Annotated in this window: 18 protein-coding genes; 11 read left to right on the top strand and 7 right to left on the bottom strand. The window is 65.5% G+C overall.

Annotated features, from left to right (window positions below):
- Positions 1–201: 201 nt before the first annotated feature.
- The gene (locus GV068_RS10370) at positions 202–1,716 is read left to right on the top strand and encodes a CHASE3 domain-containing protein (RefSeq protein WP_159697246.1); all 1,515 of its coding nucleotides are present in this window, start codon (positions 202–204) and stop codon (positions 1,714–1,716) included.
- Here GV068_RS10370 and GV068_RS10365 read toward each other — a convergent pair.
- Complete coding sequence (locus tag GV068_RS10365) at positions 1,713–2,513, bottom strand: Crp/Fnr family transcriptional regulator (RefSeq protein ID WP_159697245.1); 801 nt, start codon at positions 2,511–2,513, stop codon at positions 1,713–1,715. The two genes, GV068_RS10370 and GV068_RS10365, sit on opposite strands and share 4 nt — an antisense overlap.
- Positions 2,514–2,781: 268 nt before the next feature.
- Between GV068_RS10365 and GV068_RS10360 the strand changes: the two genes are divergently transcribed.
- From GV068_RS10360 to GV068_RS10320, 9 genes are all read left to right on the top strand, one after another.
- Positions 2,782–3,459 carry a response regulator transcription factor gene (locus GV068_RS10360; RefSeq protein ID WP_159697244.1) on the top strand — a complete coding sequence of 226 codons (678 nt, stop codon included), beginning with the start codon at positions 2,782–2,784 and terminating at the stop codon, positions 3,457–3,459.
- 7 nt (positions 3,460–3,466) lie between these two features.
- Entirely contained in the window at positions 3,467–4,807 is a 1,341-nt protein-coding gene (locus GV068_RS10355; RefSeq protein WP_159697243.1) for a sensor histidine kinase, read from the top strand.
- A gap of 128 nt (positions 4,808–4,935) precedes the next feature.
- Positions 4,936–5,367: a type IV pilin protein gene (locus GV068_RS10350; RefSeq protein ID WP_159697242.1), complete on the top strand. Its 432-nt coding sequence runs from the start codon at positions 4,936–4,938 to the stop codon at positions 5,365–5,367.
- Entirely contained in the window at positions 5,355–5,969 is a 615-nt protein-coding gene (locus GV068_RS10345; protein WP_159697241.1) for a prepilin-type N-terminal cleavage/methylation domain-containing protein, read from the top strand. Before GV068_RS10350 ends, GV068_RS10345 begins: the two co-directional genes overlap by 13 nt.
- Positions 5,966–6,403 (top strand): hypothetical protein, encoded by a 438-nt coding sequence (locus GV068_RS10340; protein ID WP_159697240.1) that lies wholly within the window; start codon positions 5,966–5,968, stop codon positions 6,401–6,403. The genes GV068_RS10345 and GV068_RS10340 overlap by 4 nt, the downstream gene beginning before the upstream one ends.
- Positions 6,400–7,596 carry a PilW family protein gene (locus GV068_RS10335; protein WP_229464006.1) on the top strand — a complete coding sequence of 399 codons (1,197 nt, stop codon included), beginning with the start codon at positions 6,400–6,402 and terminating at the stop codon, positions 7,594–7,596. Before GV068_RS10340 ends, GV068_RS10335 begins: the two co-directional genes overlap by 4 nt.
- Positions 7,593–8,183: a hypothetical protein gene (locus GV068_RS10330; RefSeq protein ID WP_159697239.1), complete on the top strand. Its 591-nt coding sequence runs from the start codon at positions 7,593–7,595 to the stop codon at positions 8,181–8,183. Before GV068_RS10335 ends, GV068_RS10330 begins: the two co-directional genes overlap by 4 nt.
- 36 nt (positions 8,184–8,219) lie before the next feature.
- Entirely contained in the window at positions 8,220–12,806 is a 4,587-nt protein-coding gene (locus GV068_RS10325) for a pilus assembly protein (protein WP_159697238.1), read from the top strand.
- Between the two features lie 126 nt (positions 12,807–12,932).
- Positions 12,933–14,606 (top strand): peptide chain release factor 3, encoded by a 1,674-nt coding sequence (locus GV068_RS10320; protein WP_159697237.1) that lies wholly within the window; start codon positions 12,933–12,935, stop codon positions 14,604–14,606.
- 18 nt (positions 14,607–14,624) lie between these two features.
- On the opposite strand, the gene GV068_RS10315 is transcribed toward GV068_RS10320, so the two are convergent.
- Positions 14,625–15,563, bottom strand: a complete 939-nt coding sequence (locus GV068_RS10315) for a DUF3108 domain-containing protein (RefSeq protein WP_159697236.1) — start codon at positions 15,561–15,563, stop codon at positions 14,625–14,627.
- Positions 15,564–15,591: 28 nt separating this feature from the next.
- Entirely contained in the window at positions 15,592–16,287 is a 696-nt protein-coding gene (locus GV068_RS10310; RefSeq protein ID WP_159697235.1) for an outer membrane beta-barrel protein, read from the bottom strand.
- A gap of 278 nt (positions 16,288–16,565) precedes the next feature.
- On the opposite strand from GV068_RS10310, the gene GV068_RS10305 reads away from it, so the two are divergent.
- Positions 16,566–18,239 (top strand): methyl-accepting chemotaxis protein, encoded by a 1,674-nt coding sequence (locus tag GV068_RS10305; protein ID WP_159697234.1) that lies wholly within the window; start codon positions 16,566–16,568, stop codon positions 18,237–18,239.
- A gap of 96 nt (positions 18,240–18,335) precedes the next feature.
- Here GV068_RS10305 and GV068_RS10300 read toward each other — a convergent pair whose 3' ends face one another.
- From GV068_RS10300 to gcvT, 4 genes are all read right to left on the bottom strand, one after another.
- Positions 18,336–19,895, bottom strand: a complete 1,560-nt coding sequence (locus GV068_RS10300; RefSeq protein WP_159697233.1) for a hypothetical protein — start codon at positions 19,893–19,895, stop codon at positions 18,336–18,338.
- 101 nt (positions 19,896–19,996) lie between these two features.
- Complete coding sequence (gcvP, locus tag GV068_RS10295) at positions 19,997–22,876, bottom strand: aminomethyl-transferring glycine dehydrogenase (RefSeq protein ID WP_159697232.1); 2,880 nt, start codon at positions 22,874–22,876, stop codon at positions 19,997–19,999.
- Between the two features lie 93 nt (positions 22,877–22,969).
- On the bottom strand, positions 22,970–23,350 hold the full coding sequence (gene gcvH / locus GV068_RS10290; RefSeq protein ID WP_027865340.1) for a glycine cleavage system protein GcvH: 381 nt from the start codon (positions 23,348–23,350) through the stop codon (positions 22,970–22,972).
- A 56-nt stretch (positions 23,351–23,406) separates the two neighbouring features.
- Entirely contained in the window at positions 23,407–24,525 is a 1,119-nt protein-coding gene (gene gcvT, locus GV068_RS10285; protein WP_159697231.1) for a glycine cleavage system aminomethyltransferase GcvT, read from the bottom strand.
- Between the last annotated feature and the right edge of the window lie 24 nt (positions 24,526–24,549).

The following is a 24,549-nucleotide window of genomic DNA, read 5'->3' as shown; positions in this document are numbered from 1 at the left end:
TTTCCAAACGTTACAAAAATTTCGCCGCGGTGCAACATTTGTATTGCATGCTGCCGTGTATGCGCGCACACTTGCAGTCGTCGGCTACCCAGCATTTCCCACTAGATCAAGGCTGACACGCGCGTCACGCCTCTTCCATACGCGGCCGCGCTAACGCGACTATAATCGCCCGGACGGCATAAGTTGCGCGAAAGGAAGCTCATGTACTTTTCCACCGCCTTCGACGGCAAGCGATTGCGCGGCCTGCCGCTCTCCAAGACCCTGTTGTGCGTGGCCTGCGTCGTCATCCTGGTCATCAACGCGGTCTTCCTGATCCGTAACCTCGACGACCTACGCTCGGCCAATTCCCTGCAGGCCCAGAGTGCGCGCGTCTCCGACGAGCTGCAGCTGCTGAACCTGCTGGTCACCGATGCCGAAACCGGCTTGCGGGGCTATTTCCTGTCCGGCTCGGAAGTCAACCTCGGCCCCTTGCACGCGGCGCCCCAGCAAATCGACAACCAGCTGCGCGCGCTCGGCGTGCTGCTGGCCGACAGCCCCTCGCAGATGAAGAACCTGGCGCAGCTGCGCAGCCTTGTCCAGCGCAAGCTCGGCCTGATGCACCAGTCGCTCGAGGTCTACCGGCAGGGCGGGCTGGTCGATATCGTCGCCATTTCCGCCGCGGCCGACGAGCGCGGCCAGATGGACGAGATCCGCCTGCAGGTTGTGATCATGACGCGCGAGCAGAACGAGCTCCTGGCTACCCGCACCGAAGCCTTCTATAAGCAGTCGCAGCGCACGGTACTGTTCGGAGTCGGCATCAATGCCGCCGCCATCCTCGTGATCCTGCTGTTCCACAGCCTGGTGCAGCGCAGCTTCGGCCTGCGCCTGGAAGCCGAGCGCGCACTGCAGATCACCAACGACAGCCTCGAAGCCACCGTTGCCGAGCGCACCGAGCAGCTGTCGGTGCTGTCGCGCCACCTGATCAAGGTGTCGGAAGAAGAAAAATCGCGCCTGGCGCGCGAGCTGCACGACGAAATGGGCGCCAACCTGACGGCGATCGGCATGGACATGACCTCGGTCAGCGAGCAGCTCAAGGGCAGCCACCCGGAACTGGTGTCCATGCTGGGCCGCGCGCGCAAGACCCTGGTCGACACCGTCCAGCTCAAGCGCCGCATCATCGAGAACCTGCGTCCGAGCCTGCTCGACAACATGGGCCTGTCGGCCGCGCTGCAAAGCTATTGCGCCGACTATGCGCGCGTCACCGCGCTCGACTGCGACGCCCTGATCGACCTCGAGGCCGACCGCGCCGGACCGATGCAGGCGATCGCGCTGTTCCGCATCACCCAGGAAGCCCTGAACAACATCGCGAAATACGCCAAGGCGCGCACCGTGATCGTGAACCTGACGCGCGAGCCGGACGGCTGGGAGCTGGAAATCACCGACGACGGCATCGGCATCCCGGCGGACGCGATGGCCAAGTCGAAATCGCACGGCCTGCTCGGCATGCGCGAGCGTGCGCTGCTGCTGGGCGGTAGCTTGAACGTGGCGCGCGGCGTGAACAATGTCGGCACCTGTGTGCGCGCCTGGATCCCGGCAGCGGCGCCGGGCGGTGAGGGCGCCGCCGGTCCCGCGCCTTTACTCGAGACCGCGGAAATGAAAACGCCGTCCCTGTTATTGGGGACGGCGTTGGAAGCCAAAAGCGGCAAGGCGCCCGATGGGGCTCCGGTCAATTCTTAGCGGGCCACGTCGCTCAGCAGGCGGTCGTATTCCGACTTGGCCACCTTGTAGCATTCGCCAGCGTACTCTTCCAGGCCTGCACGGTCGAGGACGGTGATGTTGCCGCGGCGGTACTGGATCAGGCCTTCGTCCTGCAGCTTGCCGGCGGCGGCGGTGATGCTTTCGCGGCGCACGCCCAGCATGATCGAGATCAGTTCCTGGGTCACTTTCAGCTCGTTGCTGGCCGAACGGTCCAGGCGGTCGAGCAGCCAGCGGCACAGCTTCTGTTCGATCGAGCTGTGGCGGCCACCGACAGCGTTCTGGGCCATCTGGGCGAAAAGGGCGTTGGTGTAGCGCATCAGGAGCTGCGGCAGGGCGCCACCCTTGTTGAAGGCGTCACGCAGGAACTGGGTCTTGAGGCGGTAGCCGTAGCCGGCGCTCTGGACCACGGCGCTGCAGGTAGCGCGTTCGCCCATGAACAGCGACACACCGACCGCGCCTTCATGGCCGACCACAGCGATTTCGGTGGTGGCGCCATCTTCCATCACATACAGCAGCGACACGATTGCCGTGGTTGGGAAATACACGTATTCCAATTTGCTGCCATACTCAAACAGTTCTTTGCCGAATGGCAGAGGGACGAGTTCCAGTTGCTCGAACAGGCTTTCCAGGTCTTGGCGGGGCAGGGCGCCGAGCAGTTCGTTCTGCTGGGTGCCGCTGTAGCTGACAACGGGGCGGGACGCGGCTTTCACAGTCTCACTCGTGGCTGGGATCTTGTGTTGGGCCTTGAGCGAACCACCAAGTTGAGTGTTGTTCATTTTATGTCCTCTTATCTCTAACGTGCGTCGGGGGCGATTTTTTTCGAGGTCTTTGTGTGCCTCATCGCGATGTGTGAACATTAAAGCTATAGTCTGTTGGCGAACATAAGACTGGCAGTCGCCCCTGTGTAGGCTTGGCGCAGCATGTTTTGTCAGCCCAGTCCTACTAGAGAGATGTCGTTCTGTCATCGCATTTTCTTTTGTTAGGGAAACGCCAATGCGGCTGATTCGCGCATAATGTGGCTTTCCGGATTTCCCTGACTCCACGATGCCGCTGCCCCTGTTGCTGGTCGAAGACGATGCCGTGCTGGCCGACGGACTCTTGCGCACCTTGCAAGCCCAAGACATGCAGGTCGAACTCGTCGGCGACGGCCTTGCCGCCGACATCAGGCTACAGGGCCAGCCCCTCCCGTTTTCCGTGATCGTGCTCGACATCGGCCTGCCTGGCATCGACGGTTTCGAAGTGCTGCGCCGCCTGCGCGCGCGCGGGACCACGCTGCCGGTGCTGCTGCTGACGGCGCGCGACGCGGTCGAGGACCGGGTGCGCGGGCTGGAAGCCGGGGCCGACGACTACCTGGTCAAGCCCTTCGCCAGCGCCGAACTGGTGGCGCGCATCCGGGCGCTGGCGCGGCGCGTGGCGCCGCCGCCCGCCCAGCTCGGCCTGGGCCAACTGAGCCTCGACAGCGCCACCCGCCGCGCCCGCGTCGGCGAGCGCGTGCTGGAACTGTCGGCGCGCGAGTGGGGAGTGCTCGAATACCTGCTGCAGCACGCGGGCCGGGTGGTATCGAAGCAGCAGATCATCGACGCCATCGCGCCCTGGGGCGACGACCTGACCCTGAACGCGGTCGAGGTCTACATCTCGCGCCTACGCCTCAAGCTGGACGGCGCCGGGGTGGCGATCCGCACCATCCGCGGCTTCGGCTACCTGCTCGAAGCGGCCGCTTGAGCCCGGCATGAGCAGCATCCGCCTGCGCCTGCTGAAGTGGCTGGTCGCCCCCATCCTCGTATTCAACCTGCTGGCCGCCAGCCTGACGTACCTGCTGGCCTGGACCCCGGCCCAGCTCGCTTTCGACCAGGGCTTGCTGGACGCCGCCTCTGGCCTGGCGGCGCGCCTGCGTCCCGGGAATCCTTCGATAGAACTCGAACTGTCCGACGCCGCCACGCGCGTGCTGGGCGCGGCGGCGCCGGACGCCGGCTGGTTCGTGGTGCGCGAAGCGAACGGCCGGGTGCTGGCGGGCGACCCCGCCTTTCCGCACCGTCTTGGTGCCGAGCCGGTGCGCGACGATCTGCTGCACGGGCAGCCGGTGCGTGTGGCCAGCCTGACGGTGACGGGTGCCAGCGGCCCGATCGAGGTCGGCGTGGCGCGCACCCTGAGCCAGCGCCAGCAGGTGCGTGCGGCGATCGTGCGCGCGCTGGTGCTGCTTGAGGTGCTGTTCAGCCTGGCGCTGGTGGGCCTGGTCTGGTTCTCGGTCGGCAATGGGCTGGCGCCGCTGGCGCGCCTGCGCGCCCGCCTCGATGCGCGCGGCAGCCACGACCTCGCTCCGCTCGACGACAGCGGCATGCCGCGCGAGCTGGCGCCGCTGGTCAGCGCCTTCAATGCGCTGCTGGGCCGGATCGCCGCCGGCGCCAAGGCCCAGGACGACTTCCGCGCCAACGTCGCGCACCAGCTGCGCACCCCTCTCGCAGGCCTGCGCCTGCAGCTGGAATGGCTGCGCGCGCGCCACGGGGACGATCCCGACACCGGGCGCACCGTCGAGCTGCTGTTGCGCGCCAACGAACGCATGATCCGCCAGGCCAACCAGCTGCTCTCGCTCGAGCGCGCCGCCCCGGACCGCTTCGAGCGCGCCCAGCTGGCGCCGCTCGACCTGTCCGCCATCGTGGCCGAAGCCGTGCAGCCTTTCGTGGAGCAGGCGCTGCGCAAGGACATCGACCTGGGCTTCGAACTGGCGCCGGCGACGGTGGCGGGCGACCGCCACATGCTGCGCGACCTGGTCGACAACTTGGTCGACAATGCCCTGCGCTACACGCCAGAGCAGGGCACCGTCACCGTGCACTGCCGCATGACGCCGGACGGCGCCCTGTTCGCGGTCGAGGATTCCGGCCCCGGCATCGCGCCGGAGAAGCGGGCGCGGGTGTTCCAGCGCTTCGTCCGCCTGGACGAGCACAGCAGCGGCAGCGGCCTCGGCCTGGCGATCGTGCGCGACATCGCCGACGCCCACGGCGCCGAGGTGGCGCTCGACAGCGGGCCCGATGGCCGCGGCGCCACCTTCAGCGTCCGCTTCCCGCCCGCCTGACCTGAGTTCGCGCCCTGTGCGCCTGTCAGGAATTTGTCAGGTTTTCCTCAGGGAAATGCAAGCTTCGTGGGTTATGATTCCGCATGGAAACATTCCGGCACTCCGCCGGGACCATCGGAGACTCATCCATGAACAAGCGCCAGGCCGGTTTTTCCCTCATCGAACTCATGATCGCGGTGGCCGTCATCGGCATCCTGACAGCCGTGGCCCTGCCGTCCTATAACGGCTACATGATGCGCGCGCGCCTGACCGAAGCCTTCACCGGCCTGGCCAGCGTGCAGCCGAAGATGGAGCAGCACTGGTCGAACACCCGCAGCTACGAAGACTTCGACACGCCGGCCCTGAAACTGATGCCGGCCAATTCCGAGCATTTCACTTTCGAACTGACCGAATCCAGCGCCAGCGGCTACCTCCTGACGGCCACCGGCCAGGGTGCCGCCGACGGCTTCGTGTTCACCATCGACCAGAACGGCAACCGCGCCACCACCGCCGCGCCGGACGGCTGGGCCACCAACGACGCCTGCTGGGTCGACCGCAAGGAGGGCACGTGCGCCGAGTAAGCGGCTTCACCCTGGTCGAGGCGATGATTGCGCTGGCGGTCTTCGCGCTGCTGCTGGCGCTCGGCGTGCCGCGCATGGTCGACTGGGTTGCCGCCACCAAGGCCGCCGCCGCCGGCCAGTTCTATGCCGAAGGCCTGGGGTTGGCGCGCGCCAAGGCGCTGGCCCACAACAGCGCCAGCCGCCTGGTCCTCAGCGCGAATGCCGCCAGCGGACAGTACGACTGGCAGGTCGACCTGTGCTTCCCGACCCCGGAAGAACCCTGCAACGACGCGTCCGGCGACTGGTCGACCGTGGACGACGGCGTCAAGCCGGCCGGCGCCGCGGGCGACGGCTTTACCTCGGTGCTGCGCAGCTCCGCATCGCTGCCGCCGGCCAGCCGGCTGAGCGTGACCGCGGGCCCGGACGGCGCCACCGCCGTCTATTTCACCCCGCTGGGCTGGGTCGACACCCGTATCGACGAGCGCCTGATGCGCATCGACCTTGAGGCGGCAACGAATGCCGAGCCTTTCCCCGCCACCAGCGTGGTGCTGACCCTGGCCGGCATCGCCACCCAGTGCAGGCTGGACGCGGCCGACGACGATTCGCGCAGGTGCCCGCAATGATGTCCCGACCATCCCTCCCCAGGCGCGCCCAGGACGGCATCGCGCTGCTCGAAGCCCTGCTGGCCGTCGTGATCCTGGCGATCGGCCTGCTCGGCACCATCGGCCTGCAGGCCCGTTCGTATGCCGCGCTGTCCGACGCCGGCATGCGCGCCGAAGCGGCGATCGCCGCCGACAAGCTGCTCGGCATCATGAACACCGACATCGCCAACCTCGACGACTACGCCATCGCCGCGGGCGAGGAACCTTCCGCCCGCCTGGCGCAGTGGCACGAGGAAACCGTGCGCCTGATCCCGGGTGCGGAAGTGGTCATCGAAGTCACCGAGGCCGCGGCGAATGCGCCGGCCGCGGTGGACATCACGATCAGCTGGCGCCGCAAGGCCGACACCCCGGTCAACAGCCACCGCATCACCTCCTATTTCGCGGGGTCGACATGAGGCGCAGCCGCACGCAGCACATGAGCCGCATGGCCGGCTTCTCGCTGGTCGAACTGATGATCAGCGTCGTCATCGGCCTGCTGGCCGTGATGTTCGCCACCCGCCTGATGACCGACGCCGAGCGCAACAAGCAGGCCGCGCTGGGCGGCTCGGACTCGATGCAGAACGGGATGCTGGCGATGTTCTCGATCAGCGGCGACGCCGAGCACGCCGGCTTCGGCCTGAACGATCCCCTGATCGTCGGCTGCGACACCGTGCTGGCCGACAGCGACGGCTATACGATGGCGCCGGCCACGCGTAGCGAGCTCGAGGTCCATCCGCTGGCCGCCGCCGTGATCGAGCCGGGCGGCGACGACGCCCCCGACCGCATCACCCTGTACACCGGCAGTTCGTTCTCCGGCACCGGCACCCTGCGCATCACCAGCGACTACATCGGCGGCACCCGAGTCGACGTCGACCGCGTGCCCTACGGCTTCTCGAAGGGCGACGTGATCCTGGTCGCGCCCGAAGAACTGGGCGGCAAGTGCGCGCTGGCCCAGATCTCGTCCGACACCGATGCGCTGCCGCCGCCGCCCTCGCAGCAGTACGTGATGATCGCCGGCGCCGGCAACCGCTACAACAGCGGCGCCCTCGGCGCCCAGTACACGGGCGGCGCCTCGCGCATCTTCAACCTGGGGCCGACCCCCAGCCTGTCCTTCCGCACCTGGTCGGTCGAAGGCGGCTACCTGCGCCTGCGCGCCACCGACCTGGCCGGCTCCGGCGAAAATTCGCAGCCAGTGGCCGACAACATCGTCTCGCTCAAGGCGCAGTACGGCTTCGACACCCGTACGCCCGACACCTTCCGGCCCGAGGAAGGACTGCAGCTGTCGGCCTGGTCGAGCACCATGATCGACGCGGACGGCGACGGCGAAGAGGGCGGGGCGGGCGACTACCAGCGCGTGGCCGCCCTGCGCATCGCCGTGGTGGCGCGCGCCAAGAACCCGGAACGTCCCGACCCGGCTACCGGCGAATGCACGGCAACCACCGTGCGCCCGACCGTGTTCGCGACCCAGGACGCGGTGAATACCGACGCCCAGGCGGTCGAGGTCAACGTCGAAGTGGACGGCGACCCGGTCGACTGGAAATGCTACCGCTACCGCGTTTTCGAAACCATCGTCCCGCTGCGCAACGCGGGCTGGAGGCCGACCGCATGAGCCACCCATCCTTCCAGCGCCAGCACGGCATCGCCCTGCCGGTCATGCTGATCATGCTGCTGGTGATGCTGGTATCGAGCCTCTACCTGCTCCGCTCCAGCAACTCGACCACGCTGACCGCCGCCAACCTGGCCTATGACGCCAGCCTGGCGCGCGCCGCCGACTACGGCCTGCACCAGGGTTTCAGCTGGCTGAGCGACACCGCGAAGAACAACAAGATCCTGCTCGACGGCCACGTACCGGCCCAGGGCTACCGCGCCACCCTCGACACCACCCAGACCGTGCGTTCGAGCGGGTTCTGGGACGGCTCGCGGGAAGTCAACGACGGCAAGGGCAACCGGATCCGCTACGTGATCCACCGCATGTGCCGCCTCGACGTGGTCTACAGCGATCCGGACAATGCCTGCGTCCAGACCGCCGCCAACACTTCCACGCTCGGCAATACCGTCCGCCTCGGCGACAGCCTGGCGTCCGACTCGCCGGTGTACGCCGGCGTGCCGCAACTGCATTACGTGATCACCGCGCGCATTGACGGTCCGCGCGGCGGCAATGTGATCACCCAGCTGGTGGTCCTGATCGGCGCCTGAGCCGGTCAAACAACCGCAACCTGAAACGGAACGCGCATGAACATCTTCACCAATCGCATCCTGCTGGCCCTGCTGTCCCTGATGCTGGCGCTGCCGGCCCAGGCCGATCCGACCGCGATCGCCCAGCTGCCGCTCCTGAACATCACCGGCAGCGGTACGGTCAAGCCGAACCTGATGCTCCTGTACGATAACTCGGGCTCGATGAGCAGCGCCTTCACGCCCGACTATGTCGACGACAGCACCAGCTGCCGCGCGCGCGCCACCATCAACGGCGGCACCCGCGGCTGCCGCATCGGCGACCCGCCCTTCGCCAGCCCGGACTTCAACCGCCAGTACTACGACCCGCGCGTGCGCTACAGCCCGCCGGTCAAGGCGGACGGCAGCAGCTACGCCAGCCAGACCAGGACCGCCACCAGCACCTGGGCCTCGGTCGCCACCGACGGCTTCAACGTCAACAACAGCGACCTGACCGGAGCCGGCACCAACAGCACCAACCTGGTCACCGGCTTTCCCGACCTGCGCTGGTGCGATGGCGACAACAACTGCAGCTACAACCGCAGCGGCTACAGCTTCCCCAACGACGAGCGCTACAACGCGCAGAGCTTCACCGCCAATCCGTACTACTACCTGATCAACGTCGCCGAGTACTGCACCGACGCCAGCATGACCAACTGCCGTACCACCTCGGTGAACGCGGCCGCCCCGACCGGCTATCCGATCGCGGCCAGGGTGCGCTGGTGCGACACGCGCGCGCTCACCAACTGCCAGGCCAAGTACGTCGGCAACTTCAAGTATCCGCGCTTCTCCGACCCGAACCGTCCCGCCGAGTGGTACGGCACCGTCACCATCGGGGCGTCGAACGGCAGCAGCTCGATGACGCTCAACAGCGTCACCGCGGTCAGCAGCGCCGGCTCGTTTGTAATCACCAACACCGCGGTCACCGCAGCCAGTGGCACCGACACCGCCGCCAAGCAGCAGGCGGCGGCAAACGCGCTGGCCGTCTCGATCATCGCCAAGACCGGCCTGGCCCAGCCCTTCACGGCCTGCGTCAAGACCCCGACCGGCGGCGGCGTGCCGGCCTGCTCGACCTTCGGCATCACGCTCGACACCACCAACGTGGTGGCGGTGGTGCCGATTTCCTGCCCGAGTGGCTCGACCAGCAAGGCCGTGGGGCCGTGCACCCTGGTGTCGGACGGCAGCCGCGCCGGCACCGAGCTGCAGATCTCGACCGGCAGCTCGTCGACCGCGCTGCTGGCTGTTTCCGGCACCACCAACAGCAGCAAGAACCAGGTGCTGTCCCAGCTCGCCCTCGGCGCCGTCAACCTGTTCCCCAGCAGCCTGACCTTCAACAAGAACATCGGCGCAGCCGCAGTGGCGGCCGCCATCCGCGACAAGATCGGCACCCAGGGCACGATCCGCGCCTACGTCGGCGGCGCCAGCGGCAGCGGCGCGATCTGTTCGGCGGCGCCCAACACCACGGTCTGCCTGGTCGACACCAGCCCGGACGGCGAGGGCAAGAACATCACGCTGACCGCGATCACGAACAACGGCAACAAGCCTTACTACATCACCTTCAGCACCACCGCGGCGGTGAGCAACGGCATTCCGGCCACGGCGACCGAACTGGGCGCCTCGGTGTTCGTGCGCACTGACATCGTCTCGACCCGCACCAGCTATCCGAAGGCAGCCGGCCGCACCGACTGCGCGGGCGCCAGCAGCTGCAGCTACGACGAGGAGATGACCAACTTCGCCAACTGGTATTCCTATTACAAGACGCGCAACCAGATGATGAAGACGGCGGTGGGCCAGGCCTTCCAGCCGATCAGCGACAACTACAACGTCGGCCTGGTCTCGCTGTCGACCGCCGCGGCGGGCGGGGCCATGAACAAGCCCAAGCCTTTCTCGGGCACCAACCGCAACACCTGGTACACCTCGCTGTACGCGATGAACGGCAGCCAGTCGACCCCGATCCGCGCGGCCCTGCATTCGATCGGCAAGATGTACGCCAACCAGGCGCCGTACAACTACGCGACCGGTTCGGAAGTGGTGGGCTTCCCCTGCCAGCAGAACTTCACCTTCGTCACCACCGACGGTTACTGGAACGGTAACGCGGCGGCGGACGTGATCAGCAATGACGAAACGGAACAGCCCGCGCGCTTCTGCCTGCGCTCGAAAGGCTGCGTCGACCGCAGTTCCCAGACCGACAACTCGCTCGCCGACATTTCGCTGTACTGGTACAACGGCGGGTCGAACGACAGCGCGACCTCGCTGCGCCCGAACCTGGAAAACTGGGACAAGCCCGGCCTGGTCCCGGCGGCGCCGGGCGAGAACACCCGCCTGCACATGAAGACCTACACCCTCGGCCTGGGCGTGGACGGCATCATGACCTACGAGCCGAACTACGACACCGCGGCGGCGATCGGCGGCGACTTCTACAAGCTGATCACCGGCGTCACCAGCGGCTGCCCGTGGAACAACGGCGGCGCCTACGTGTGGCCGGACCCGAAGACCTCCGACAACGGCGGCTCCGCGGCCTACCAGTCGCGCGTGGACGACCTGTGGCACGCGGCCATCAACGGCCACGGCAAGTATTTCTCAGCTTCCGACCCGCGCCAGGTGGTCGAGGGCCTGCGCGAAGCCCTGTCCAACATCGAGGTCAAGGTAGGCGCGGCGGCGGCATCGGCCACCTCGACGCCGAACATTTCGCAGTTCGACAACGACATCTTCTCGGCCACCTTCACCACCGTGCAGTGGTACGGCCAGCTCACCAAGCGCAAGATCGACACCGTCACCGGCGTGGTCGGCAATACCGACGTGTGGAATTCGTCGAACATCGTGGGCCGCAAGGTGGCCGACAATAGCGACACCCGCCGCATCTTTATGCTCAACACCGCGACCGGCAGCCTGAAGAACTTCGACTACGCCGTGATGTCTCCCACCGAAAAGGGTTGGTTCGACAACAAGTGCTCCACGCTGTCGCAGTGCGGCAACCTGTCGAGCGCCAACATCGATATCGTCAACGCCGGCGCCAACATCGTCAACTGGCTGCGCGGCCAGCAGCGCTACGCCAACGACACCGTGCTGCGCGCCTACACGCGTACCGACACTGTCCCCGCAGGCTTGAGCACCACGCTGCCGATCGTGCTGGGCGATATCGCCTCTGCCAAGCCGGCCTTCGTGCGCGATCCGCGCAAGAACTACAACCGCACCGGCTACAACGATTTCAAGGTCGACCACGCGACCCGCGCCGGCACCATCTTCGCCGCCGCCAACGACGGCATGCTGCATGCCTTTGACTCCGCTACCGGCGAAGAGCTGTGGGCCTACGTCCCGCGCATCACGATGAAGAAGCTGCCGGTGCAGGCCAGCATCAACTACGGCATCAACCACCAGTACACAGTGGATGGCTCGCCGGAGACGGCCGACGTCCAGATCGACGGCGAATGGCGCACCGTGCTGGTCGCCGGCCTGAACGCGGGTGGCCGCGGCTACTACGCGCTCGACGTTACCGACCCGAGCGCGCCGCGCGCGCTGTGGGAGCTGTGCGCCGACGCCAGCGTCTGCAGCGGTGCCAACCTGGAAACCGAGATCGGCCTCACCTTCGGCAATCCCCAGTTCGGCACCTGGAAGAACGCCGCCGGGACCGAGCGCTGGGTGGTGTTCCTGACTTCCGGCTACAACAACATCCCGAACGTCGGTGGTGTCAACGCCGGCAGCGGGCAGGGCTACCTGTTCGTGGTCGACGTCAAGACCGGCCAGGTGCTGGACCGCATCACCACCGGTTCGGGCAGCACCACGACCCCATCGGGCTTCGCCAAGATCACCGCGATCACCGCCAACCCGACCACCGACCCGCTGGTGACCTACGTCTATGGCGGTGACAACCTGGGCCAGATGTGGCGCTTCGACTTCACCAGCCCCGGCACGGTGCGCATGCTGAAGATGGGCGACGCCGGCCCGACCCAGCCGATCACCACCCGCCCCGACGTGGCCCTGTGCCGGGTCGAGGTCACGGGCGAGGACGGCGAGGCGGTGCCGGAAACGCAGCGCGTGGTGGCCTTCGGCACCGGCCGCCTGCTCGACATCACCGACGTCGGCAGCACCGCCAAGCAGTCGGCTTACGTGCTCAAGGACAGCGGCACGGCGATCAGTGCTGCCGCATGGCGCGGTTCGACGATGGCCAAGCGCGACCTGACCAAGATCGCCGGGGCAGCCGGCGACACCTACACCATCGCCGGCACCGCGGTGAACCTGGCCACCCAGGCCGGCTGGTACGTGGACTTCGATCGCAACAGCGGTGAGCGCGTCAACCTCGACCCGAAAGTCGTGCTGGGCACGCTGACGGTGGTGACCAACCTGCCGAGTTCCTCTTCGGCCTGCTCGGTGGGCGGCACCAGTAACATCTACGAACTGGACCTGTGCACCGGCAAAGCGATCCGCGAAGTGGCCGGTTCGACCCTGTCGAACAACTCGGCGGTGGTGGGCTTCATCAACATCGGCCTGCCGAACGGCGAAACCAAGACCATCGCCACCACGGCGGACGGCAAGACCGTCACCAAGGACCATAACCCGGCGTCGACCATGCCGACCCGTCGCGCCGGCTGGCGTCGCGTGCGCGACTAAGCCGGGCAGTTCACCGGCGCCTGCGGCCGCTTTACGCGGCCGCACGGCATTTTGTCCACACGGCGCGCCCCGGAATCGGTAAAATCGAGGGTTTTCTTACCAAGGGCCGCTTTGCAAGGCTCGACTATGGCCAACGACACCGAATTCACCGCCGACGACAGCGCTGCCAGCGCCGACGGCACTACCAGCAACAGCGACCGCCAGGCGGGCCTGATCGCGCGCGAAACCGCGCGCCGCCGCACCTTCGGCATCATTTCCCACCCTGACGCGGGTAAGACCACCCTGACCGAGAAGCTGCTGCTGTTCTCGGGCGCGATCCAGCTCGCCGGCACCGTCAAGGGCCGCAAGAGCGGCCGCCACGCGACCTCGGACTGGATGGACATCGAGAAGCAGCGCGGCATTTCGGTCGCGTCCTCGGTGATGCAGTTCGAATTCCGCGAGCACGTCATCAACCTGCTCGACACCCCGGGCCACCAGGACTTCTCGGAAGACACCTACCGCGTGCTGACCGCGGTCGACTCGGCCCTGATGGTGATCGACGCGGCCAAGGGCGTGGAAGAGCAGACCATCAAGCTGCTCGACGTCTGCCGCATGCGCGACACCCCGATCGTCACCTTCATGAACAAGATGGACCGCGAAACCCGCGATCCGCTCGAGCTGCTGGACGAGGTCGAGTCGGTGCTGAAGATCGAGTGCGCGCCGGTGACCTGGCCGATCGGCATGGGCAAGAACTTCCGCGGTGTCTACCACCTGCTGAAGGACGAGATCATGCTGTTCAAGGCGGGCGAAGAGAAAGCCGACGGCGCCTTCGAGATCGTCAAGGGCATCGACAACCCGAAACTGGCCGAGATGTTCCCGCTCGAGATCGAGCAGCTCAAGATGGAAGTGGAACTGGTGCACGGCGCCTCACACGTGTTCGACCTCGAACGCTTCCTGTCGGGCGTGCAGACCCCGGTGTTCTTCGGTTCCGCGATCAACAACTTCGGCGTGCGCGAGATCCTGTCGGCCCTGGTTGACTGGGCCCCGGCGCCGCGCGAACGCGACGCCACCGTGCGCTCGGTCGAGCCGACCGAGCCGAAATTCTCGGGCTTCGTCTTCAAGATCCAGGCCAATATGGACCCGGCCCACCGCGACCGCATCGCCTTCCTGCGCGTGTGCTCGGGACGTTTCGAAAAAGGCATGAAGGTCAAGCACCTGCGCCTTGGCCGCGAGGTGAAACTGTCTTCGGTGGTGACCTTCATGGCCTCGAGCCGCGAGCAGGTCGAGGAAGCCTACGCCGGCGACATCATCGGCCTGCCGAACCACGGCAACATGCAGATCGGCGACAGCTTCTCGGAAGGCGAGATGCTGACCTTCACCGGCATCCCGTACTTCGCCCCGGACCTGTTCCGCACGGTGCGCATCCGTAATCCACTGAAGGTCAAGCAGCTCCACAAGGGCCTGCAGCAGCTGGGCGAAGAGGGCGCGGTGCAGGTGTTCAAGCCGGTGCTGGGTTCGGACCTGATCCTGGGCGCCGTCGGCGTGCTGCAGTTCGAAGTGGTGGCGAGCCGCCTACTGAACGAATACGGCGTGGATGCCGTGTTCGAAAGCAGCAGCATCAGCAGCGCGCGCTGGGTGTCGAGCGACGACAAGAAGGCCTTGTCCGACTTCGAGAACCAGCTCGGCCACCAGGTCGCCTACGATGCGGCCGGCAACCTGGCCTTCCTGGCCACCTCCGGCGTCAACCTGCGCCTGACCCAGGAACGCTGGCCGAAGCTGACCTTCCACGCGACCCGCGAGCACGCCGCCAAGCTGGCGTAATCGCACTCCACGCGCCGGTCATCCGGCCGGCGCGTTCCTGATCTCCTTCACCACTTGGGTGCGTGCGCCCATGCGCAGCTGCACCGGCAGCCAGCCACGCTCCGGCGCCAGCCAGACTTCCAGTCCTCCCTTGCTCTGCAGGTGCAGCGTATCGATCGCGCCGATCGGCGTCGTGATGCGTTCCTGTCCCACGACCCGGTAGCGTTCCACTGCCGCGCCGTCCGCGCGCCCGACGTAGATGTCGACCGCATCCTGCACCTGGTCGGGATCGGCCAGGCCGATGCCGGCCAGCTGCATGAGCAGGGTGGCGCCGTCCTGGCTGCCGGGCAGGTCCTGGGCGCTGCGCCCGACGCTTTCGAACGAGATGCTGCGCTGCTCGCGGTCGAAGGCGACCGCGGCGCTGCCGGCGCCGTAGGCATAGCTGGCGCGCAGGGGAGCGATGCCGGCGTCGTCGGTGCCGCCTTCGCTCTCGATGCGGCCCATGATGCCATCCACGCTGAGGCGGTACTGCACGCCGTCGGTCTGCCAGGCGAGCGTGGCGTCGCCGACCGTTTTGCCGGCATCGCGCAGTTCGTAGAGCAGGGTGACGCTGGGCGGCATGGAGACGCGGTAGCGGCTCGGCGTCTGGACGGTTTCGGTCACAGCAGCCGGCGCGGCGACCACTGATGGCGCAGGCGCCGGCGCCGGCTCAGGCATTGCGGCCGGGGCTACGGCGGGTGGAGGCGCTTCCGGCGGTTTTGCAGGGGTGCTGGCCGGGACGGGCGGCTGCGGCGCTGCGTCGACCAGCCGCACCGCCAACGGCACGAAGCCGGCGCTGGGCGGCGGTGCAATCGTCCGGTCGATCCAGGCGATCAGCGCCAGGTGCAGCAGCAGGGACAGCATGCACAGCACCAGCAGGCGCCCATGCCGGCCAAGAAAGGCGGCGGCGGGTGTGCTGGTGATCGGTCGTGTCCACATCCCGCTAGTGTAACCGCGCGGGCGCGCTTCAGAAGCCGATGCCGACGCTTCCTTTCACGCCGCTGGCGTTCGACGCGCTGCCGAAGGGGGAGGCGCTGCGGTTGGTGCGGACTTCGCCGCTCAGCGTGGCGCGCTCGGTCAGCTTGTACTTGGCGCCGATGGCGCCATACGGACCGGTGCTCGATTCGCCGCTGAAGGCGCCGGGCGCCTTGCCGGCGGCATGGGCCTCGGCCATCGCGGGCGTCACGAAACCATCGTTGCTGACCCGGCTGTGCGCGACACCGAACTTGCCATAGGCGCTCAGGCGTTCGTTGAGCGGCACCGTGATCTTCGCAGCCACATAGGTCGTGCTGCTCTTGACGCCGAGGTCGCCCGCCGCCACGGCGGATTCGGTCGCGCCGGAACGGCGGCCGAAGGTATCGATCTTGTGGAAGCCCTCGTCGCGCAAATAGGAATACTCGCTTTCCAGCGACAGATACTCGTTGAGTTTGACGCCGAGCACGTAGCGGGGATCGGTGCGGAAGCCCTGGAACACCTTGTCGTTGGGATTGGCCGTCTCGTTGCCGCCGTAGAGCGGCGTGTAGCGCTTGAAGCCGGCGGCGAGCGGACCATAAGGGTTCGCGGGCTCCGCCGAGAGATGGCCCGAGGGCGTGTCGACCAGTTGCGCCTGCGCGCTGCCGATGGCGAGGAGGGCGATGGCGAAAACGGTGCCTCTGGCGTTCATCCTGTTTCCTTTCCTTGGAAAAGCGTTCGAAAGCGAGAATACACCGTGCCCGCATGTCAACAGTATTAAATTAGTAAGCGACTGTTTCGTAAATGCATATGTTTGGCGCAGGCCTGGTCATCTGCGCCAGCGCAAACTGCGCCCTGTTCGAACCGCGTAGATTCATTCAATGCGTTTGGGAAATTGCGCGCTTGTGAGTCCGACACGATCAGGGAGGCAGTATGCAGGTCCACCACCATCCTTCCCCATCCATTCACCTTCGACTGCCCGCCTGAGCCATGCTGTCGCGTCTGAAGATCGGCCCCAAGCTGCTGCTCGCCCCTGGCGTCGTGCTGCTGCTCCTCGTGCTGCTGTCGAGCGGCGCCTACTTGGCCATGGTGCGCCAGCACCAGTCGCTGCAGGTCATCGTCGGCCCGCGCGCGGTGCAGATGCGCAGCGCCACCGAACTGGTGGCCCAGGCCCAGCGCGTGCATGCCGACACCTACAAGCTGCTCACCTGGCTCGGCAGCAGCTTTTCGCGTCCGCGCATCGACCTCCTGATCGCCGACATCCACCGCCAGCACGGCGCGATCGAGCGCGCCTTCGGGGAACTGGTGCGGCAGACGGCGGACAGCGCCGAGCGGCGCCACGTCGAGCAGGCAGCGCAAGCGCACCGCCTGTATGTGCGCGCGGCGCGCGAAGTGGTCGAGCTGGCGCATGCCGACCAGACCATCGGCGCCAACGCCATGATCAAGCCGGAGGCCGCGTTTTCCACGCTAGTGCAGCGCATGGCGATGCTGGCCAAGCTGGAGCGCGAGCTGTCCGAGCAGGCTTCCAGCAGCGCCGCAGACGATTTCCGCCTGACGGCCGTCCTGATGCCCTTCGTGATCCTGCTCGCGGTCGGGGTTTCGCTGGCGATTACGGTGGCCGTTCGGCGCGTGCTGCTGCGCGAGATCCGCGGCATCGGCGCGGCGGCCCTGGGCCTGGCGAGCGGCGACCTGACCGTGGGTGAGCGGGTCTATGGCGACGACGAGATTGGCGAGACCTCGCGCGCCCTCGACGCCGGCATCCGCAACTTGAACGGCACCCTGCGCACCGTGCTGGAATCGGCGCGCAGCATCGGCAGCGCCTCGCGCGATATCACCCTGGGCAACCTGAGCATGCACAGCCGCGCCGTGTTCCGCAGCCGCTCGCTGGAAGAGACGGCAGCCAGCATGCAGCAGCTGGCCGAAACCGTCACCGTCACCGCCACCGGTGCGCTGGCTGCCAACCGGCTGGCGCAGGAAGCTTCCATCAGCGCACGCGAAGGCGGTGAGACGGTCGAGCGCATGGCCGCCACTTTGGCGCGGGTGAAGGAAGGCGCGGCGCGCGCTGCCGATGTGGCGGGGGCGATCGACGCCTTTGCCTGCGAAGCCGGGACGCTGGCCCTGAACGCAGCGCTGGCGGCCGCGCGCGACAGCGGAGAAGGGCGCGACTTCGCCGACGCGGCGGGCGAGGTGAGGGCGCTGGCCCAGCAGGCGTCAAACGCCGCCCGCGAGCTGCGCGAACTGGCTGCGGGAACCATCGCCGAGATCGAAGGCTGTGCGGAATGGGCCGCGCAGGCCGGCGCCAGCATCCTGGATGCGGCGGGCGCGGCAAGCGCGATGGAAGACGTGGCCAGCCGCATCGGCACGGCCAGCGCAGGGCAGGCCGGCAGCCTGGCCGGCGTCAACCAGGCGATCGTGCGGATGGATGAGGTGACCCAGAAGAACTGCGCGCTGGTCGAAGAAGCCGCGGCGGCGGCGCGGACCCTGCAGATGCAGGCGCTGGCGCTGTCGCGGACGGTGGCTGCGTTCCACCTGGGCGAGCCGGAGGCGGCAAAGGCGCCGGTGGAAACGACACCACTCAAGGAGGACATCGTTACCCGGGACCTGCCCAGGGAGCGCCGCCGTCACGAGCGCTCACACCTGCGGCTCGCTTCAAGCCGCAAATAGACACCGATAATGTGGGTGAATTACTGAAATCCGCCTTTGGTCACATGGTCAATTCCGCTGAACGGTATTATTCATACCATTCCTCGCTAACCTGCTCTATTTTCTATTTCGTTTGCGAGATTTAATGGCCATCATGCGACGACGCTTCGCTTCAGACTTCATAGTCTTTCCTTTGCTGCCCACTTGGTGTCCTGCTGTTCTTTCATGAGTTCGAATTGTCGGATAAGGATATTCGGAAGCATGAAAGTGTTGCATGGTCATGTCAGAGTTGAGAATTCCCAGGCCTGCCCGGACCTTCTCAAGATAGTCATGCTCTTCTTGCGACAGATTCTCAATTTGCACAACCATAAGATCTTCACTACTTCCTCCGTACATTTTCGCCGGATGATCGAAAGCCATGCCAACGAAAACGTTAATCTTAGGAAACCTCAGTTTCGCACAACGGCAATAAGCTTCGAGCTCAAATGCTCGGCGCCGACGGTACGCGTCATATGATTCTTCGTTATTTATGGGGGAGATTAAGAAAACGTACAGCATCTCATTCTCATCGTTGTTTGCGACAAGGCGAACGCGTCGCGCTGATGGTCGGGAGATCGAAAGCTCAAAGTTATCTCGTATTGCATGTGCAAGGGTTCGGCGGCGGAGCCGAGACTCCCCAGCTATAAGTCTTAGGCCTTTCTCCAGATCTGACGGAGGCCGTTCGAGATCAGGTCGTACAAGCTGAGGATCGCCTAATCGAATAAATTTTTCAATCAGCCAATCCCAACTATAGCTTATCTTGTCAGCCTTTTTCTTAGCTAAGTAGCCGACGTCAGTTTTTAAACGCTCAAAGAAACTGTCTTCAAAGTAAACAGAACTGGGCTGTTCGCTTAGATGAAGATTTTCCGGTAAAAAGGCGTGCTCGTCCCCATTCATATGCATCAGGTACGCCGCGAGTAGCTGCTCCTCTCCGGCAGCCGCAACTACTTCAAATCGCTGAGTTAATAGTTCTTCCCGCGCGCGCAGATAAGCAGTTAAATCGGCGATGGTGTCGAGTTCTTCGTGAATAAGTTCTAGCGAAACCTCATCGAAGACGTGTACGAAATGTTTGGTCGGACTCGGCAACCCGACGACAAACGGGTGTTGGAAATGATCGTCTCCCTTCACACTTGTGTCAATTAGCGGCGTGCCGAGTCTGCCATTAAAGAAGTTCTTTGATGCTTGTAGTGTACCTCTTGTTACCGCAATAAGATGATACCGAGCTCGCTCTGGGGCTGGTATTTCGACAGGAAGCGGCCGCGTACATTTTGCGTCAAGGTAGGCGCGCCTAGGAAAACGCTTGAGCCAGTTCATTGCTCCATATAGCTGACTGATCGACCCGCTTACAGCTCTTTTGTACCAACGGCCCCACGCGACTTTCACTTCTTTATCGTGCTGGAAGTGAATATGTTTATCTGAAAAGATAATTACGTCGTCACCGAAAACCGCGAGCACGTCACACAGCTCTTTTCCGCTCCCCCGGCCGTCGCGTAAATCCTCATCTGTGAAAAGGTTTGAAAATGACCAAAGTGATAAAAAGGATTTCTGACACAGTAGAGACAAGATTTTTTCTGACTCATTTACGCCGCCAGCATCCGGAATGTCAAACATCATAGAAGAGGTTGATTGGTCAGGCATATAGGTAGACTCAGAAAATTGCTTGATCGGATTACTAAATAAAAAATAAAAAAGGCGGCCCTAGAGCCGCCATTCCAAGTTATCGGACCTTCTGCCGTCCCTTACTCGTAGTCGCTGATCGGCGCGCAACCACAGAACAGGTTACGGTCACCATAGACGTTGTCCGCACGGCCGACCGGCGGCCAGTACTTCTTCTTGCGCAGCGAGGCCACCGGGAAGGCCGCTACCTCACGGGTGTAGGTGTGCTGCCAGTCGTCGGCGGTCACCACTTCCGCGGTGTGCGGGGCGCCCTTGAGCGGGTTGTCCATCTTGTCGTACTCGCCGCGCTCGACCTTCACGATCTCGGCGTGGATGGTGATCATCGCCTCGATGAAGCGATCCAGCTCCGCCTTCGACTCCGACTCGGTCGGCTCGATCATGAGGGTGCCCGGGACCGGGAAGCTCATGGTCGGCGCGTGGAAACCGAAGTCCATCAGGCGCTTGGCCACATCTTCGTTCGAGATGCCGGTCTTGTCCTGCAGCGGACGCAGGTCGATGATGCACTCGTGCGCCACCAGGCCGTCGTGGCCGGTGTACAGCACCGGGTAGTGCGGCGCCAGGCGGCGGGCGATGTAGTTGGCGTTCAGGATCGCCACTTCGGTCGCCGCGGTCAGGCCCGATGCACCCATCATCGCGATGTACATCCACGAGATCGGCAGAATCGAGGCCGAGCCGTAGGCCGCCGCGCTCACCGCGCCAATGCCCGCTTCGTTACGCACGTAGCCGGTCGACAACTGGTTCGGCAGGAACGGAGCCAGGTGGGCGCCGACGCCGATCGGGCCGACGCCAGGACCGCCGCCGCCGTGCGGGATGCAGAAGGTCTTGTGCAGGTTCAGGTGGCTGACGTCGCCGCCGAAGGCGCCCGGTGCGGCCACGCCGACCATCGCGTTCATGTTGGCGCCGTCCACATACACCTGGCCGCCGTGCTGGTGCACGATCTCGCACAGTTCGCGGATGCCTTCTTCGAACACGCCGTGGGTCGACGGGTAGGTGACCATCACGCAGGCCAGGTCCTTGCTGTACTGCTCGGCCTTGGCCTTCAGGTCAGCCAGGTCCACGTTGCCGTTGTCGTCGCAGGCGGTGACCACCACCTTCATGCCGACCATGCTGGCCGATGCCGGGTTGGTGCCGTGCGCCGACGAAGGGATCAGGCAGATATTGCGGTGGCCTTCGCCGCGCGACTGGTGGTACTTCTGGATCACCAGCAGGCCCGCGTATTCGCCCTGCGAGCCGGCGTTCGGCTGCAGCGAGATCGCGGCGTAGCCGGTGGCGGCGCACAGCATCGCTTCCAGCTGGTCGATCATCTCGCGGTAGCCGACGGTCTGGTCGTTCGGTGCGAACGGGTGGATGTTCGAGAACTCGGGCCAGGTGACCGGGATCATCTCCGAGGTCGCGTTCAGCTTCATGGTGCAGGAGCCGAGCGGGATCATGGTGCGGTCCAGCGCCAGGTCCTTGTCCGCCAGGCTGCGCAGGTAGCGCAGCATCTCGTGCTCCGCGTGGTAGCGGTTGAAGGTCGGGTGGGTCAGGTAGGCCGTGGTACGGGCCAGTTCGGCCGGGTAGGCGTCCGACACGTCTTCGTCCAAGGCGTCGATGTCGACGTTCTTGCCGTTGCCGAAGACGGCGAACAGGGCTGCCAGGTCGTCGCGGGTGGTGGTTTCGTCCAGCGACACGCCCACGTGGCCGTCGTCGACGCGGCGCAGGTTGATGCCGGCGTTCGCGGCGGCTGCGTGCAGCGCGGCTGCGTCGCCCTTGATGGTCAGTGTGTCGAAGTAGGTGGTGTTCAGCACTTCCACGCCGAGCTGCTGCAGGCCACGCGCCAGGATGGCGGTCTGGCGGTGCACGCGGGTGGCGATCTGCTTCAGGCCTTGCGGGCCGTGGTAGACCGCGTACATGCCGGCCATCACGGCCAGCAGCACTTGCGCGGTACAGATGTTCGAAGTCGCCTTTTCGCGGCGGATGTGCTGTTCGCGGGTCTGCAGCGCCAGGCGGTAGGCCTGGTTGCCCTGGGCGTCGACGGTGACGCCGACCAGGCGGCCGGCCATGCTGCGTTTGTACTCGTCGCGGGTGGCCAGATAACCGGCGTGCGGGCCGCCGAAACCGAGCGGCACGCCGAAGCGCTGGCTGTTACCGACGACCACGTCGGCGCCCCAGGCGCCCGGTGCTTCCAGCACGGTGAGGGCCAGCAGGTCGGCTGCCACGACGACCATTGCGCCGGCGGCGTGCAGGTGCTCACAAGCGGCGCGGTAGTCGCGCACTTCGCCGTTCACGCCCGGGTACTGGAGCAACACGCCGAAGCAGGTTTCGTTCAGGGTTTCGATCTCGCCGGCCGGGATCACGCGCACTTCGACGCCGATCGGCTCGGCGCGGGTGCGCACCACTTCCAGGGTCTGCGGCAGCACGTCATCGGCCACGTAAAACACCTTCGAGGACGACTTGCCGACGCGCTGCAGCAGGGTCATGGCTTCGGCGGCGGCGGTGCCTTCGTCCAGCATCGACGAGTTGGCGATGCCCATGCCGGTCAGGTCGGTGATCATCTGCTGGAAGTTCAAGATCGCTTCCAGGCGGCCTTGCGAGATCTCGGGCTGGTACGGGGTGTAGGCGGTGTACCAGGCCGGGTTCTCGAAGATGTTGCGCAGGATGACCTTCGGGGTGTGGGTGCCGTAGTAGCCCTGGCCGATCATCGACTTCATGACCTTGTTCTTCGAGGCGAGCGCCTTGAGGGTCGCCAGCGCTTCTTCTTCACTGCGCGGTTCGACGAACTGGCCCAGGTCCATCGTGTCCTTGCGGCGGATGTTCGCGGGCACGACCGCGTCGATCAGGGCGGCGCGGGTGGCGTAGCCCAGGGTCGACAGCATGGCTGCCTGTTCGGATTCGGACGGGCCGATGTGGCGCGGGATGAAGGAGTCGCGCGCTTCGAGTTGGGTAAGGCTGGAGCGGGTCATGGTCAATTCAGGAAGAGATCGGAGGAGAATCCGCCAGATCGGGGCGGAACCGCAAAACAAAAGGTGCGCCCGGAGGCGCACCCGTATAGCTGATTAGTTACCGGTGGTCTTGCCGTAGGCGTCGGCATCCAGCAGCTTGTCGACCGCGCCGGCGTCGCTCGGGGCCAGCTTGAACAGCCAGGCGCCGTAGGCATCCTGGTTGATCGAGTCCGGCGCATCGGCGACCGACTGGTTGACGGCGGTGACGGTGCCCGACACCGGAGCGTAGATGTCGCTGGCGGCCTTGACCGACTCGACCACCGCGGCGTCATCGCCGGCGGTGAATGCCTTGCCGACCTGCGGCAGCTCGACGAACACGATGTCGCCCAGTGCGTCCTGCGCGTACTCGGTGATGCCGACGGTCAGGCTGCCGTCAGCTTCGCGGCGCACCCACTCGTGGGACTCGGTGTATTTCAGGTCGGTTGGAATGTTCATGTAAAGGCTCCTTTGGTGAGGCGGGTAGTATAAACGTTTGTTCTGATTATTCTGTATCAGCTTGCGAGGACCTTGCCGTTGCGCACGAACGGCAGCTTCACCACGCTGGCAGCCAGCTTCTTGTCGCGGATTTCGACGTGCACGGTGTCGCCGACAGCGACGTCCATCGGCACGCGCGCCAGCGCGATCGCCTGCTGCATGCTCGGGCTGAAGGTGCCGCTGGTGATCTCGCCGACATTGCCGGATGCGGCGATCACCTTCTGGTGGGCGCGCAGGATGCCGCCTTTTTCGCGCAGGATCAGGCCGACGAAGTTGGCCTGCTGGCCCTTGGCCTGCAGGGCGCTCTTGCCGATGAAGTCGCGCTCCGCGACCAGGTCGACGGTCCAGGCCAGGCCGGCGTCGAGCGGGTTCACGCTGTCGTCCATGTCCTGGCCGTACAGGTTCATGCCGGCCTCCAGGCGCAGGGTGTCGCGCGCGCCCAGGCCGGCGGGCTTGATGCCGGCGCTGGCAAAGGCGTTCCACAGCGCTTCCACTTGCGATGCCGAGACACCGATCTCGAAGCCGTCTTCGCCGGTGTAGCCGGTGCGGGCGACCATCACTTCACCGAATTGCGTATCCGGGACGATCACGACGTTGAAAGGCTTGAGCGGTTCCGAGGCGGCCTGGGTGGTCGGCAGCACCTGCCACACCTTGGCGCGGGCGTTCGGGCCCTGCACGGCGATCAGGGCAATCGGGTCGTTGCCGTCGCGGCGCTGGGTGATGGTGACGCTGGAATTGGTGGCCTCATTCTGCTTGCTCATCCAGGCCACGTCCTTCTCGGCGGTGCCGGCGTTGACGACCAGGCGGAACCAGTCTTCGCTGAAGTAATAGACGATCAGGTCGTCGATCACGCCGCCGTCAAGATTGAGCATGGCCGAGTACAGGGCCTTGCCCGGCACTTGCAGCTTGTCGACGTTGTTGGCCAGCAGGCCGCGCAGGAAGGCGCGCACGTTGGCGCCTTTCAGGTCCACCACGCACATGTGCGAGACGTCGAACATGCCGGCGTCGGTACGGACGGCGTTATGCTCTTCGATCTGGGAACCGTAGTTGACCGGCATGTCCCAGCCGCCGAAGTCGACCATCTTGGCTCCGAGGGAGCGGTGTGCGGAATTGAGCGGGGTCGCTTTGAGCGTCATGGAATCCTCGGGCAGTGAATAGGG

The sequence above is a fragment of the Massilia sp. 9I genome, assembly GCF_902506415.1.
In the GTDB taxonomy this organism is placed as follows: Bacteria; Pseudomonadota; Gammaproteobacteria; order Burkholderiales; family Burkholderiaceae_D; genus Telluria.
Note: the sequence above shows the minus strand (reverse complement) of the source record. Positions and strands in the feature narration are given on the sequence as shown.

Coding starts and splice junctions, on each gene's coding strand:
- GV068_RS10370 (WP_159697246.1), top strand. CDS start 202: ATGTACTTTTCCACCGCCTTCGACGGCAAGCGATTGCGCGGCCTGCCG.
- GV068_RS10365 (WP_159697245.1), bottom strand. CDS start 2,513: ATGAACAACACTCAACTTGGTGGTTCGCTCAAGGCCCAACACAAGATC.
- GV068_RS10360 (WP_159697244.1), top strand. CDS start 2,782: ATGCCGCTGCCCCTGTTGCTGGTCGAAGACGATGCCGTGCTGGCCGAC.
- GV068_RS10355 (WP_159697243.1), top strand. CDS start 3,467: ATGAGCAGCATCCGCCTGCGCCTGCTGAAGTGGCTGGTCGCCCCCATC.
- GV068_RS10350 (WP_159697242.1), top strand. CDS start 4,936: ATGAACAAGCGCCAGGCCGGTTTTTCCCTCATCGAACTCATGATCGCG.
- GV068_RS10340 (WP_159697240.1), top strand. CDS start 5,966: ATGATGTCCCGACCATCCCTCCCCAGGCGCGCCCAGGACGGCATCGCG.
- GV068_RS10335 (WP_229464006.1), top strand. CDS start 6,400: ATGAGGCGCAGCCGCACGCAGCACATGAGCCGCATGGCCGGCTTCTCG.
- GV068_RS10330 (WP_159697239.1), top strand. CDS start 7,593: ATGAGCCACCCATCCTTCCAGCGCCAGCACGGCATCGCCCTGCCGGTC.
- GV068_RS10325 (WP_159697238.1), top strand. CDS start 8,220: ATGAACATCTTCACCAATCGCATCCTGCTGGCCCTGCTGTCCCTGATG.
- GV068_RS10320 (WP_159697237.1), top strand. CDS start 12,933: ATGGCCAACGACACCGAATTCACCGCCGACGACAGCGCTGCCAGCGCC.
- GV068_RS10315 (WP_159697236.1), bottom strand. CDS start 15,563: ATGTGGACACGACCGATCACCAGCACACCCGCCGCCGCCTTTCTTGGC.
- GV068_RS10310 (WP_159697235.1), bottom strand. CDS start 16,287: ATGAACGCCAGAGGCACCGTTTTCGCCATCGCCCTCCTCGCCATCGGC.
- GV068_RS10305 (WP_159697234.1), top strand. CDS start 16,566: ATGCTGTCGCGTCTGAAGATCGGCCCCAAGCTGCTGCTCGCCCCTGGC.
- GV068_RS10300 (WP_159697233.1), bottom strand. CDS start 19,895: ATGCCTGACCAATCAACCTCTTCTATGATGTTTGACATTCCGGATGCT.
- gcvP (WP_159697232.1), bottom strand. CDS start 22,876: ATGACCCGCTCCAGCCTTACCCAACTCGAAGCGCGCGACTCCTTCATC.
- gcvH (WP_027865340.1), bottom strand. CDS start 23,350: ATGAACATTCCAACCGACCTGAAATACACCGAGTCCCACGAGTGGGTG.
- gcvT (WP_159697231.1), bottom strand. CDS start 24,525: ATGACGCTCAAAGCGACCCCGCTCAATTCCGCACACCGCTCCCTCGGA.